Annotated in this window: 11 protein-coding genes and 1 pseudogene; 1 reads left to right on the top strand and 11 read right to left on the bottom strand. The window is 44.6% G+C overall.

Features of this window, described 5'->3' with window-relative positions; all coding sequences use genetic code 11:
- Positions 1 to 858 (bottom strand): annotated as a pseudogene (locus AB4484_RS22740) (ATP-binding protein); the annotation flags it as partial.
- A gap of 451 nt (positions 859 to 1,309) precedes the next feature.
- Between AB4484_RS22740 and AB4484_RS22735 the strand changes: the two are divergent.
- Positions 1,310 to 2,893, top strand: a complete 1,584-nt coding sequence (locus tag AB4484_RS22735; protein WP_009846736.1) for an ABC-F family ATPase — start codon at positions 1,310 to 1,312, stop codon at positions 2,891 to 2,893.
- Positions 2,894 to 3,033: 140 nt separating this feature from the next.
- Here the strand turns inward: AB4484_RS22735 and AB4484_RS22730 are convergent, their stop codons facing one another.
- The 10 genes from AB4484_RS22730 to AB4484_RS22685 all read right to left on the bottom strand — a co-directional run bounded on the left by AB4484_RS22730 (position 3,034) and on the right by AB4484_RS22685 (position 13,123).
- Positions 3,034 to 4,923, bottom strand: a complete 1,890-nt coding sequence (locus AB4484_RS22730; RefSeq protein WP_372080525.1) for a methyl-accepting chemotaxis protein — start codon at positions 4,921 to 4,923, stop codon at positions 3,034 to 3,036.
- 368 nt (positions 4,924 to 5,291) lie between these two features.
- Positions 5,292 to 5,399 (bottom strand): cytochrome bd-I oxidase subunit CydX, encoded by a 108-nt coding sequence (cydX, locus tag AB4484_RS22725; RefSeq protein ID WP_082151276.1) that lies wholly within the window; start codon positions 5,397 to 5,399, stop codon positions 5,292 to 5,294.
- A 26-nt stretch (positions 5,400 to 5,425) separates the two neighbouring features.
- Entirely contained in the window at positions 5,426 to 6,562 is a 1,137-nt protein-coding gene (gene cydB / locus AB4484_RS22720; RefSeq protein ID WP_372080523.1) for a cytochrome d ubiquinol oxidase subunit II, read from the bottom strand.
- Between the two features lie 9 nt (positions 6,563 to 6,571).
- On the bottom strand, positions 6,572 to 8,188 hold the full coding sequence (locus AB4484_RS22715; RefSeq protein ID WP_050052531.1) for a cytochrome ubiquinol oxidase subunit I: 1,617 nt from the start codon (positions 8,186 to 8,188) through the stop codon (positions 6,572 to 6,574).
- Positions 8,189 to 8,296: 108 nt separating this feature from the next.
- Positions 8,297 to 8,905: a DoxX family protein gene (locus AB4484_RS22710; RefSeq protein ID WP_017083666.1), complete on the bottom strand. Its 609-nt coding sequence runs from the start codon at positions 8,903 to 8,905 to the stop codon at positions 8,297 to 8,299.
- Positions 8,902 to 9,687 carry a putative DNA-binding domain-containing protein gene (locus AB4484_RS22705; protein ID WP_372080520.1) on the bottom strand — a complete coding sequence of 262 codons (786 nt, stop codon included), beginning with the start codon at positions 9,685 to 9,687 and terminating at the stop codon, positions 8,902 to 8,904. Before AB4484_RS22705 ends, AB4484_RS22710 begins: the two co-directional genes overlap by 4 nt.
- Positions 9,680 to 10,564, bottom strand: a complete 885-nt coding sequence (locus AB4484_RS22700) for a DUF692 domain-containing protein (protein ID WP_372080526.1) — start codon at positions 10,562 to 10,564, stop codon at positions 9,680 to 9,682. Before AB4484_RS22700 ends, AB4484_RS22705 begins: the two co-directional genes overlap by 8 nt.
- A gap of 83 nt (positions 10,565 to 10,647) precedes the next feature.
- The gene (locus AB4484_RS22695; protein ID WP_004733741.1) at positions 10,648 to 10,962 is read right to left on the bottom strand and encodes a hypothetical protein; all 315 of its coding nucleotides are present in this window, start codon (positions 10,960 to 10,962) and stop codon (positions 10,648 to 10,650) included.
- 1 nt (position 10,963) lies between these two features.
- A complete protein-coding gene (locus tag AB4484_RS22690; RefSeq protein WP_046225231.1) occupies positions 10,964 to 11,905 on the bottom strand; it encodes an MBL fold metallo-hydrolase in 942 nt (313 codons plus the stop codon).
- A 387-nt stretch (positions 11,906 to 12,292) separates the two neighbouring features.
- Positions 12,293 to 13,123 carry a formate dehydrogenase accessory sulfurtransferase FdhD gene (locus AB4484_RS22685; protein WP_048611568.1) on the bottom strand — a complete coding sequence of 277 codons (831 nt, stop codon included), beginning with the start codon at positions 13,121 to 13,123 and terminating at the stop codon, positions 12,293 to 12,295.
- Positions 13,124 to 13,468: the final 345 nt, after the last annotated feature.

The following is a 13,468-nucleotide window of genomic DNA, read 5'->3' as shown; positions in this document are numbered from 1 at the left end:
GCGCAATCACTTCTTGATTGGATGTGCGACCCAAACGATACGCAAATTCCAAAATAAAGCTGATGGACCTAGAATCCACCAGGTGAAGATCTCAAGGAAAATCAGGTGTTGTAGGCTAGGGATGCTGGAGAGCACTCTTAGTGAAAGCGTAATCGCGATTAACCAAGCAATCGCACGATCAGCGCGGCTGATGTACCAGATCACACGTACTAAAAATGGAGGGTTCGTTTTCGCTTCAAGAAAATTAATTCTGAACAATTCGATCAAGCGAGTGCTGTTGGCAAGCCACCACGCTAAACCAAAGTAGATGAACAACACTTTTAACGATGCACCAATCACAGGTACTGGCGAAATAAAGATGTCTTTAACAAGCGCTTTAAAACTACGAATCTGGAAGTAGACAAGATACTCAATGTTGAGCTTGGTTAATTCCCACTCTTGTTTAAATTGAGTTACGCCGTAAGGGCCAAAACCCGTTAGGCGCTCTTTATTAGCGGAGTTCGTCTGCTCTAACAGGTGTTGCTTGCTCACATTCAAGCTATTCAAAGTGACGTAACTGGTTTGAACGGCAAACCATTGTTCGGCGTCGTTGTTCGCTCTGTAGGCTTTTATCTGTTGCTCGAAGGTTTTGATTTCCTGCTTTTGAACTTGTAGCACTTCAGCGAGCAATATATTGACTTGGCGCCTGTCCGACGGCTCCATAAAGAGGGGATCGGGTAACGAATCAATTCGATCATCGAGATCAACAGCAGAGTCGGATACCTGCGGCTGAGATTGTAAGTCATATTCCAAGTTGGCATGACTAGGCCAAGAGAGAATGGCCAAAGTGAGGATTAAGAAGCGCGATAGTGAACGCATAAAAGTCTCTTAGAATTATGAGGTTAGGATTACTATAGTTAGATAATCTGACTTTGTGAAATCCAACCCCGTGTCGGGGGCGAGTACTTTATTCCCGTTTCGGCTGATTTTGTCATAAAATTGTCAGGGATTAGGCTAGTCTTGCCTATGTATGTTGTTGCTTTGATCGGGTTAGTTTTACTGTGACCAATCAGCATACGATATATTCAATGGTTGGCATGATTTGGGACGTTATATACCGCCCATTATAGGGCGCTGTTCGATATTTTGTTTTTCCTTAAAATCGACGACTTTTCGGCGATAAATAGAAAATCAAAAATGTGAGTCAGCTCAAACTATGATTTGGCTAGGTTATCACTCACTTAATGGCCAGTAATTGCAATCAATACTTGCAGTTAAAGCCCTGAACAAGTAACGTTGCGGCGTTTTTCACATTAAAAAGGTAATGGCATTGATCTCCACAGCAAATATCACCCAACAATTCGGCGCTAAGCCACTTTTCGAAAATATTTCAGTTAAGTTCGGCGAAGGCAACCGCTACGGTTTAATCGGCGCGAATGGCTGTGGTAAATCGACGTTCATGAAGATCCTATCTGGTGAACTTGAGCCAAGTGCTGGTAACGTAAGCTACGATCCAAACGAGCGCGTTGCTAAGCTAAACCAAGACCAATTTGCTTACGAAGAATTCACGGTAATCGACACGGTTATCATGGGTCACAAAGAGCTTTGGGCTATTAAGCAAGAGCGTGACCGCATTTACTCTTTGCCAGAAATGAGCGAAGAAGACGGCATGAAAGTGGCTGACCTTGAAGTTCAGTTCGCTGAAATGGACGGCTACATGGCAGAAGCTAAAGCGGGTGAGCTTCTTCTAGCGGTAGGTATTGAAGAATCAATGCACTTCGGTCTGATGAGCGAAGTAGCACCGGGTTGGAAACTTCGTGTTCTATTGTCTCAAGTACTGTTTGCAGACCCGCATATCATGCTTCTTGACGAACCAACGAACAACCTGGACATGGATACCATCAAGTGGTTGGAAGATACGCTAAACCAACGTAACTGCACAATGATCATCATTTCGCACGACCGTCACTTCTTAAACTCTGTTTGTACACACATGGCTGACCTTGATTACGGCGAACTTCGTCTATTCCCAGGTAACTACGATGAGTACATGACGGCTGCGACTCAAGCTCGTGAGCGTCTATTGTCTGACAACGCTAAGAAGAAAGCGCAAATTGCTGAACTTCAAACGTTCGTATCTCGTTTCTCTGCTAACGCATCTAAAGCGAAGCAAGCAACGTCACGTGCTAAGCAGATCGATAAGATCCAACTAGACGAAGTTAAAGCGTCTAGCCGTCAAAACCCATTCATCCGTTTCGAACAGTCTAAAGAGTTATTTCGTAACGCACTTGTGGTTGAAAACCTATCTCAAGGTTTTGAAGAAGACCTATACAACAAGTTCGACGGTATTTTCGAAGTAGGTGAGCGTGTTGCTATCATCGGTGAGAACGGTGTGGGTAAAACAACACTACTTAACACACTAGCTGGCGCTCTTGAGCCTCGCACTGGTGAGTACAAGTGGTCTGAAAACTCAAACATCGGTTACTACGCTCAAGATCACGCACATGATTTCGAGACAGACATGAACCTGTTTGATTGGATGAGCCAATGGCGCCAAGAAGGCGAAGACGAGCAAGTTGTTCGTGGCTTCCTAGGTCGTATGCTATTTGGTCAAGACGACATTAAGAAATCTGTAAAGGTTATCTCTGGTGGTGAGCAAGGTCGTATGCTTCTTGGTAAGATCATGATGCATAAACCAAACATCCTGCTAATGGATGAGCCAACAAACCACATGGATATGGAATCTATCGAAGCGCTTAACTTGGCTCTTGAGAACTACAAAGGCACATTGTTCTTCGTATCTCACGACCGTGTATTCGTAGACTCGCTTGCAACTCGTATCCTTGAAATCAAAGATGGCAAGATCAACGATTTCCGCGGTACTTACGCTGAGTTCTTGAAAGCACGCGGCTAATACCGTGTAGCAAGAGCTAATACGTAATAACACGTTAGTACGTATTCAAAATTAGAAAGGCCTCTATCTTAGCAATCAGATAGAGGCCTTTTGTTTTTTCATACCGCATAAATCAGCTAGCTTGCGTTAATCACTAATCACTAGTATTTAAACTGCGCGACAATCTTCTCTAGCTTCACACTCACACTCGAGACTTGTTCACTGCAACGCACTGATCCAGAAACCACGGTATAAGTATCACTGGCAAGGTGTGCGATATCCGTAATGTTTCGGTCAATCTCAACCGAAACCATCGATTGCTCTTCGGACGCTGTTGAGATCTGACTGTTTAAGTCGAACATCTCGCCAACTTGGAAGTGTATTCCTTCTATCGCATTCACCACGTCTTGGGTTTGGCTTTTCACCAGCTCAGTTTGTTCTAAGCTCGCTGTCATCTTAGCAACGGTCTTGTCTATCCCAGTGGTTAAACCATGAATCGTGGATTCTATTTGATGAGTAGAATCGTTGGTCATTAGTGAAAGCTCTCGCACTTCGGACGCAACCACGGCGAAACCTCGTCCATGATCGCCAGCACGCGCTGCTTCAATCGCAGCATTAAGTGCCAATAGGTTAGTTTGCTCAGCAATACCTTGAATGGTCGTCACCACCTGATTGATTTCACGGCTCTGTTCTTCAAGCTGAACGATGAGATCCTGAGACTCTGCGATGTTTTCTACCAAGACATTAATGCTGTCGTTGGTTGATTGTGTTTTTTGTAGCGCTTGATGGGCATTTTCTTTGATCTTCTCGGCATTGGTTGCGGCATTTTCGATGTTCGCCGTCACCTCATTACTGGTCATCACTAACTCGTTAACTGCCGTCGCTACCGATTCAGATTGCTGCTTTTGTTTCTCTGCATTGCTCATGCTTTTAACTGCCGCTTCTTCAGAGCTGCATGAACTGTCTGTCAGCACCGTCATCACGCCGGATAGCTCTTTGATGTTACCGTGCAGTTTATCGATGAAGGTATCGAACGAGTGGGCAAGTTGAGCGAGCTCGTCGTTACCTTTGGCGTTCATTCTGACGGTTAAGTCTCCATCTCCATTTGCAATAGACTCCATCATCACGTTTATCGCTTTAATTCGACCCAGGATGTTGCGACCGATGAACACCAATAACAGAGAAAGCAGAGCGACGATAGCTGCACCAAACAGATGTAACATGTTTTGTGTGTTTCTAACTGCCGCTGTAATCGCTTGGCTTATCTCATTCTGCACTTCTTCAATGGCTTGTTCCGTTTGATGAACATTGCTACGTAAGGCGCCTCTAAGCCCCAACTCTGCAGACAAACCTAGATTGCTGTTAGCAACCAATAGCGTCTCAACCGCAGCCTTATATTCGGAATAGGCTTGTTCAGTCGCAATCGAAGTTTGGGAGTAGGGTTCAAACTCAACAAGAGCATTAGTTAACGCCGCATTCGTTTGGCCATTAATATGTGCGAGGTAATGGAAGTCTTTTTCAATCAGCTCTAACAACGCAAGTTCCAGTGCCAAACTTGATTCTGATTCGATTGCTGATTTTAGCGCTGTTCTTTTTCCATCGAGAACTGCGACAAAGCCTAAAGGTGGGGTGGTGCGTTCAATGTCGTTCACTTGATTGACGATCTGGTGGAACTGTTTCTGGTATTGATGAAGGGTATCGGAGATCTTGGTCATTTGATCGGTCAGGTGAAGCTCATGCGAGGTTAGGGTTTGGTTCAACGTCACCAATCTTTGATTCAATGTCTCGGCGGTTTTATCGAAACGCTCTGCGTATTTTTGATCGTGGCGAGACAAGAAGTCTTTCTCATGTCGCCTAAGCGTTAGTAAATCGACTGAGCTTCTGAGGTTTTCGGTTGCAGCGATCTCCAATGATTCCAATTTGTCTAAGCTGAACTGCTCGTAGATGGCATAGATAAAAACAGAAATAAACAGGGTGAGGTTGATTAAAATAAACTTACTGCGAATAGAAAGAGACAGCAAACGATGCTGAGGTTCTGATGGATTGTTCATGGTTAACTCCCTTTAGCCGATGACGTTTCATGTCCATCTATGCTTAATAGTTATTAGATACATTTAAATGATGGATATGTAACTAATAGCCTATAGAGTTGTTAAAGCAAGGTCGGTTGGTGGCGAAAGCAACTTAATCGATGATATGCACCAACTTGACAATTAACTTAGTAATTTGAAGAGTCTAGTTTGCTGGATAAGATGAGGTTAAGCACATGAGATTAGATGCAAAAAGAAAAAGCCCTCATTAACACTCATGTCGGCAATCTTTGAAATCGCAGGCATCGTATTAAGTGAGGACTTTCAGTTATTTTAAGTAGTTAGCTTACTATCGAGTTAACCGTTGTTAGTAACTTTACCGATCAGCTTTATTCGTTTTGTTCATCGAGAAAGTCGGTGTGCTCTAACCACAGCGCATTAATGATCCCAAACGCGCAGGCGAGTAATACGCCCAGTACCCAACATAAATACCACATAGGTTATCCTCCTATTTCATCTTTAATTAATACAGTGATGAGCTGTTATCGTGAATGTATTGGCTGTCTAGTCGACCGAACATTTTGTAGTAACACCAGATTGTGTAACCCAAAATAATTGGCACCACGATAACTGCGACAACCGAGATAATGCTCAGTGTTAACTCACTCGATGTTCCGTCCCAAAGCGTTAAGCTATGCGATGGCATCAAGCTAGATGGCATGATCATTGGGAATAGGGCAACGCCCGCTGTCATTATGATGCTTGCTATCGATAAGCTCGAAGAAGCGAAGGCCAAACCAGCGCGGTTAAGTCGAGTCATTACTGCACAACTCAGCATTCCGATGATGCCTAGCGCAGGAATTCCCCAAAGTACCGGATAGTTTTCGTAGTTATGTAGCAGTAAGTCATCAAACTTCATGACATGTTTTAATAACGGGTTTGAAACACCATCAGTCACAACTGGGCTAGTAATCAGGTAACCCGGAAGTGTATACGCGTATATCCCACCAACAATAAACAGTCCGACAGTGACAAGCGCCATACATACGATCACTTTCTGCGCGCGTTGTTTTAAATCACCCGTCGTTTTCATCTGTAGGAATGCCGCGCCTTGCGTGACAACCATCGCCAAGCTCACCAAGCCACATAGCAGTGGGAAGGGCGTGAGTAGATCCCAGAAACCACCTTGGTATGACATCATTAGCAATTCGTTAAATTCAAACGGAACACCAATCATCAAGTTACCGAAACCAACACCAAAGATAACCGGAGGAATGAAGCCACTGACGATAAGTGCAATATCACACGCTTTCTTCCATTGCGGGTTATCGATTTTAGCGCGGTAATCCATACCGAGCGGTCTTAACCACAAGGTCGCCAACACGATAATCATGGCTAAATAGAACCCGGAGAACGCAGCCGCGTAGATTGCAGGCCATATCGCAAAGATAGCGCCACCCGCGGTAACCAACCATACTTGGTTGCCATCCCAGTGGGGGGCAATCGAGTTAATCATGATTCGTCGATCAACTTCCGACTTCCCTAGAACAGGGAGCAACGCCGCAACGCCCATGTCGAAGCCATCGGTAATGATAAAACCGATCAACAACACGCCAATAACTGCCCATGTAAACAGGCGAAGATTTTCGTAATCAAACATCTGAATTCCTTAATGAAGGTCGATAGTTTTATCTAGCTGACGCGGTGCGCTTTGCTCACCTGTAATGGCTAGATCTTGGTTTGATTGCTCATGGTGATAGCGACCCGTCTTCAGTGCGCTCGGGCCCATTTTTGCAAACTTAACCATCAGGAACATTTCTACAATTAGGAATGCGGTGTAGAACAAGTAAACCAAGCCGATAGAGATCCATAGACTTGAAGCGGGTAGATTAGAAGCCGCCATGTTTACTGGCAGAATTTCACCAATAGCCCAAGGCTGACGGCCGTATTCCGCTACAAACCAACCAGCTTCACAAGCAATCCAAGGAAGTGGAATCGCGCATATTGTTGCTTTCAGTAACCAACGATTGGTACCAATCTTACGGCGACAAATTTGTACGAATGAAAGACCAATGATGGCAAACATCAAGACGCCACACACCACCATGATGCGAAAGCTCCAGAACAGAGGGGCAACCGTTGGGATTGTGTCTTTGGCTGCTTGTTTGATCTGTTGCTCTGTTGCATCCACCACGTTATCGCTGTATTTCTTAACCAGCAATCCATAACCTAGATCATGCTTAACCGATTCAAAATCATCGATATTTTGTTGTGATTTATCACCAGAACGCAGCTTTTCTAATAGCCCATAAGCTAAGATGCCGCTGCGAACACGTTCTTCATTCTTTGCCAATAGATCACGAATGCCGACAACAGGCGTATCCAAAGAACGCGTCGCGATAATACCCATCACGTATGGGATCTTAATCGCGTAGTCCGTTTCCATGGTTTCTTGATTCGGGAAGCCGAACAGTGTGAATGAGGCAGGGGCTTCTTCTGTGTGCCATTCAGCTTCGATAGCCGCTAGCTTCACCTGTTGAACATCACCCAATTCATAACCAGATTCATCGCCTAGCATCACTGTAGACACAATCGCAGCCATACCAAAAGCGCTTGCTACTGCAAATGAACGACGAGCGAACGGTAAATCACGCCCTTTAAGCATGTAGTAAGCACTGATACCCATGATAAATAGCGCGCCGGTTGTGTAACCTGCCGCAACGGTATGTACGAACTTCACTTGAGTCACAGGGTTGAAGATCACTTCGACGAAGTCTGTCATCTCCATACGCATGGTTTCGAAGTTAAACTCTGCGCCCACTGGGTTTTGCATCCAGCCATTGGCCATCAGAATCCACAGACCAGAGAAGTTCGAACCCAACGCCGTCAACCACGTCACCGATAAGTGCTGACGTTTAGAGAGCTTGTCCCAACCGAAGAAGAACATACCGACTAAGGTTGATTCCAAGAAAAACGCAATCAAGGCTTCAATGGCCAGCGGAGCGCCAAAGATATCGCCTACGTAATGCGAGTAATAAGCCCAGTTAGTACCGAACTGGAATTCCATGGTTAAGCCAGTAGCAACACCGACAGCAAAGTTAATACCAAACAACTTACCCCAGAACTTGGTCATGTCCTTGTAGATGGTTTTGTTGGTCATGACATACAGCGATTCCATCACTGCGAGTAAGAAGGAGAGGCCTATAGTTAGGGGGACGAATATAAAGTGATAAAGAGCGGTACTTGCGAATTGAAACCGCGACAGATCAACGACATCTGTAAGCATAAAAACTCCTTCCCGCCACGAGTGTGACGGGTAAGATAATGGAAAATAAGATGATAATTAGAGAGAACTAATTAAGGGTTTTACATGTAGCTGTGTGAAAATAATCTATTACCAACGAAGTGCTTTGTTTTGTTTTTTAGAGAACTGTTTACGTAGCCAGTAATCTGCACTCACGTAACGACCACCGCCGTAAACAAGCAGTACTAACAGCATCACGAAGTAAGTGCCTGCGAATTCCATACCGTTGTTCAGCATTACCGGGTCGCCAAGTTCTGTTATGTAGTTGTAACGACCTGGGAAGTTAACCGCGAGCCATTCGATGAAGCCGTTAAGTCGAACGGTTGCTTCCATACCACCAGTCGCAATCGCATCCCAACCGTGTTTCCAGTGAACCATTGCACTCGCGACGCTCATCATGAAAATCATTGGAATCGAGATAAAGCGAGTAAACAGACCTAACGCGATACAGATACAACCCAATACTTCGGTCGCTGCCGCTAGGAATGCCAGTAGCTCAGGGAAGGGAAGGTTAAGACCACCGTCGGCTGCTGAAGCACCAAACCATGCCACTGTTCCCGAGAAGCCCAGCACTTTAGAGCGTGCACCGACATAAATCACCGGAATCAAATAAAGACGTACTGAAAGCAGTACTAAGTAATCGTATTGTTTGCATTTTTCGACAATAGCGTCGTACCAGCTGAGGGCTGACTTAATCATAATTTTTCTCCTAAAGAGTGAACGCCAATCAGTTCAACTTCACTGAAATGTTCGACCCAATTAATAAACTCGAATCTCGCCAATTGTTGAGCAATTATTTGTTTTATATCGGCTAAAGAACGATTTGGTTGTTGTTGAATTATTTGAATAATCGCAACATCAATTTCTCTTAGTTTTATCGTGTTGACGCGTTGGTCACGGTCGCGATAAATCGCGTAATAAATGGGGTGTCGCCTTTGTGTTAGAAACGTCAGTGACTCACCATGAACAAGGAAAGGTACCTGTACGAGCTTCATCGTACTGTTGACTAACAAACCCAATTGAAGCTGTTGTTCATCAACACGAAGGTCACCCGTCCATGACATCGGCAATACTTGCTTTGAAGCGTCAATTTCAACGCAAAAGGCACACCATTCGTACTCCAACACCGCTAGCTGGTCGGATGTAAGATCATGACTCGCACTCAAAGTAGACAAATCACTCAGACTAGACATACCCATTGGTTGAGTGCGACGCTGGATAAAGCTAACAAACTCAGTGGCTATATGATGAAACTCTGGCTCTGAGGCGTAATGCACGACAACAAACTCATCAACCAATATCAGTAGTTGGTCTTGGTCGACTTGCTGGCAAAACAGCGGGAATGTGTTGTTCAATACACCAAATACGTTATCTCTAATGAACTCGCTGTATCGACACACTGCGTTGTCTTCAAGTGGCGAACGTATCAGTGCGGTTAGTGCGTGTGTTTGAGTAATCATCATGCTAGGAGGGTTATGCATAAACCAACTCCTGATTCATTGGGCGATGAGCAACACCAGCATCTAGAACCTGACTGTGCATCGTTCGTAATTCCTCAGTCAGCACGACCAAAGGCGGTACGTTGTTGTCTCTTTCGAGCAATAACGGTTTACTGCCATGAATAGAGAAGGTGTAACGCGCCAAGTCAATAACCGCTTGCTGTACCGGCATACCGTGGGTATCAATCAGCGATTTGTTACTTCCACCTGAGCCATCACTTTCAACTAAATACCCAGCAATGTGGTAATAGCGAATAGCATCGCTCGGTAAAGCTTTAAGCATTTCAGCGGCATCAAAATGGTGGTTCTGACTATTCACGTAGAGATTGTTGATGTCGACCAACAACTCACAGCCACTGCGCTTTGCTATTTCAGCGATAAACTCACCCTCAGGCATCTCATCTCCGTAGTTGTGGTAATAAGAGATGTTCTCCATTACCAAAGGACGTTGAATGATGTCTTGGACTTGCTTGATTCTGTCCGCTAAATAGCCGATGTTTTCTGCGTGACGTGGCACGGGTAACAGTTCATACAGATACCCTTGGCTGTCTCGAGAGAAGCTCAAATGCTCGCTGTATACCTGAATATTCAGTTCATCGAGAAATTGACCAACCTGACGTACAAACTTCGTGTTAAGCGGCTGACAATCTCCAATGGATAAGCTTAAACCGTGTGCGATCAAAGGGTATTGCTTCGCTATATCCTGTAGTTGTTCGCGCTTAAGACCACCTAAGCTCATCCAGTTCTCGGGAGCCAGTTCCAGAAAATCAATATCAGGATGCTTCGGGGAACGAGCAAGCAGTTCAATATGCTCACTGCGTAGCCCAATACCTTTGTCTGTATTCTGAATGGTTCGCACTTTATGGTTTAACTCGCGGCTTTTAGGGGCTCGGTCATTTGATGCTAGAGCTTTGGTTTTTAAAGCTTTAGTTTTATGCGTTTCTACTGGCCACATACTCCACCTGTCACCTTGCTATTCGCCGTTAGGATGCGCTCTTTGCTTGGCGAGATACCTTCAGCCGTTAAGCCACATTTCCCGTCACGAGCACGCACTAAACGGTCTTGAGGGTTACTTGTCAGTTCCGCTTTTTCGAAGCGTTTTTCTGTACCACATTTACCCGCAGCACATTTACCACCGTGTCCTGAAGATTGTTTAGCTTCAACAGGGGCTTCGGCAGGTGCATCAGCAAATGCCATTGCAGAGTTAAGGCTAATCACAGACGTGATCGCGATTGATAGGGCGATTTTGTTGTTCATATTATTTCTCCTTTACAGCAGACATAGGGAAGCTCGCTAAATCACGACCAGACATGATTGGTCCGTCGTAGTATTCGCGTACAATTTTGATTGATTCAGATTTGCGCTTAAGGCCTAGACCCATCCAGTGGTTAAGTACCAACATTTTTGGATTGATCTCTTTCGCAATTTCACCAATTACAGAAGGCTTAGCGTGCATGAATGTAGAGACACCATCGGCTTGTTCATGAATCGCCATTGGCATCATCATGATGTCGGCGCCACGAGCGAAGTCTAAGAACGCAGGGTTGCTACCGTTTTGGTCAGCTGAAATCACCATTACGCCTTCTTCACTTTCAATTCGGTAAGCGAGACAAGGCACATCACCATGAGGAATACCCAGAGCAGTGATCTTCAAACCATCTTTTTCATAAACAACGGTTGGCACTGTGGATTGATAGTCAACATCGGTAAGATTGACTGGGAATAGGCCATCGGTTCCATCGTATAAGCCAGCAAGGTAAGCGTATGCGCCATGGTCTGGGTCAAAGTTCGCTGCGAAGTAGCCGTTGAGGCTAGGGAACGCTGAACCTGCGGCTGGACCTGAAATCTCCAACGCCTTTTCACGTTCAAAGAAGTAGCCGCCTTTAAGAAGAGCGGGCATGTCATTGACGTGATCGGTATGGAAGTGAGTGATACCCATGAAATCTAGGTCTTCAAGTTTTGCACCCGCTTGACCGAAACGTAGGTAAACACCACCACCGGCATCAATCATGATTCGTGATTTGCCTTTCCACCATACGATTTCACCTGATGAAGCACGTAGGTCATCCGAGATAGGGCCACCTGAACCCAGTATTTGTAATGTAAAGTCGGTATCGACCGGCTTAAGTTCAATTGCGTGACAGTTGGCGCCCAAGGTCAATCCAAGAGCTATTGCTAAAGCTTTTAAAGGCTGTTTCATATTGTTATCCAATTCTTTTTTCTTATGTGTTTTCTTCGAAGTGAGCATTCAAAGAAGTGAAATTTTCGCCAAGCAGCACGATAAGTGCGTGCTTCGTTCTGTTCACGGAGCATAAGATAAAGAATTGTTAACGTTTGGTATATCTAGTAATTTTGAAATCAACGTTAAGTAAAACTAAACACCAATATTAAGCGCGTTCTGTTGCTGAAATAATGTTCAGAAAGGGTGGTAACAGCGAACTGGCTGTTAAAATTATGCGAATAGAATGATGGAGTAAGAAGAGGGAATGCTAAGGAGAGTAAATGGAATAAAAGAAACAAAAGAAAAAGGTGCAAGCCTTCGCCTGCACCTTTTATGAGTTCATCTGAAAGTTTGCCTTTAAAGAACTTACGCTGATTGTTCGCCTTTTACATCAAAGTCGATCTTGTCTGCACCCGTGAACACTTGGAAGCGTAAACCTTTAGCGCGAGCAATGGTTGTGATGCCGAACTTCTGAGCCAGGTCTAACCCCATTTGTGTCACGCCAGAACGTGATAGCAAAACAGGGATACCCATCTGAGCAACCTTAATCACCATCTCAGACGTTAAACGGCCTGTGGTATAGAAGATCTTATCTTCACCGGTCTCTTTGTTAAGCCACATCTCACCAGCCAATGTATCAACGGCATTGTGTCGGCCAACATCTTCAACAAACGATAGAACCTTGTCGTCTTTGCAAACCGCACAACCGTGCACCGCGCCTGCTTTCTTGTAGGTATCGTTGTAATGAGTCAACGCTTCAAGCGCTGTATAGATTTCAGATTGTTTAATCTTGTTTTGAGGCACTTGGTAATCTTCCAACTGCTTCATTACGTTGCCATACATGGTGCCCTGACCGCAGCCAGAGGTTACTGTCTTCTTCTTAAGCGCTTGCTCAAGTTGGCTTGTATCTTCTTTGGTGATAACCGCAGCAGAGCTGGTTTCCCAATCGATGATAATAGATTCAACCGCTTCCGGATCAGAAAGGAAGCTTTGGTTTTTCAAATAGCCTAATACTAATGACTCAGGACGAGAGCCCAATGTCATTAAGGTTACTATCTCTTTCCAGTTCAACATTACGGTAAGAGGGCGCTCACACGCGATCTGTTTTGTTAGCTTTTCGCCATATTCATCAAACACTTCAACTTCGATTGTCTGAAGTGGGTTCTCACTGGTTTTTATTATGTTTGGTTTTACCACAGTCATTTCCTACTTAATGAGATAGCGATTTTATGAGATAAGAAGTCAACAAGAGCAATAAGGCTCTCATTCATCAATGCGCTAGTTTGTTGGTTCGCTATGGCCTAGGTTTCGATTATCGTTCCGAACATGCCATAGCTCTGAGAATACATAGCTCTGTGAATAACATTAGCGAATTAGCTAAAGCAAATCTTATTCCAAAATAACGGGGATTGATGGAAACATGAAGCATTAGATTAAAATAGCGCAAAATATGAGAGTTCACCGGGTGGAGTTGTCTGAAATAACCAGTATCGACTAACGTTATAGTGACAACTTGATAACGAACGCTATAGACACGCTCTC

It is taken from the genome of Vibrio sp. 10N.261.46.A3 (assembly GCF_041472995.1).
GTDB lineage: Bacteria > Pseudomonadota > Gammaproteobacteria > Enterobacterales > Vibrionaceae > Vibrio > Vibrio coralliirubri.
The sequence above is the reverse complement of the archived record's forward strand: the minus strand, read 5'-3'. Positions and strand labels throughout refer to the sequence as shown.

Coding starts and splice junctions, on each gene's coding strand:
- AB4484_RS22695 (WP_004733741.1), bottom strand. CDS start 10,962: ATGAACAACAAAATCGCCCTATCAATCGCGATCACGTCTGTGATTAGC.
- AB4484_RS22715 (WP_050052531.1), bottom strand. CDS start 8,188: ATGCTTACAGATGTCGTTGATCTGTCGCGGTTTCAATTCGCAAGTACC.
- AB4484_RS22690 (WP_046225231.1), bottom strand. CDS start 11,905: ATGAAACAGCCTTTAAAAGCTTTAGCAATAGCTCTTGGATTGACCTTG.
- AB4484_RS22705 (WP_372080520.1), bottom strand. CDS start 9,687: ATGCATAACCCTCCTAGCATGATGATTACTCAAACACACGCACTAACC.
- cydB (WP_372080523.1), bottom strand. CDS start 6,562: ATGTTTGATTACGAAAATCTTCGCCTGTTTACATGGGCAGTTATTGGC.
- AB4484_RS22730 (WP_372080525.1), bottom strand. CDS start 4,923: ATGAACAATCCATCAGAACCTCAGCATCGTTTGCTGTCTCTTTCTATT.
- cydX (WP_082151276.1), bottom strand. CDS start 5,399: ATGTGGTATTTATGTTGGGTACTGGGCGTATTACTCGCCTGCGCGTTT.
- AB4484_RS22710 (WP_017083666.1), bottom strand. CDS start 8,905: ATGATTAAGTCAGCCCTCAGCTGGTACGACGCTATTGTCGAAAAATGC.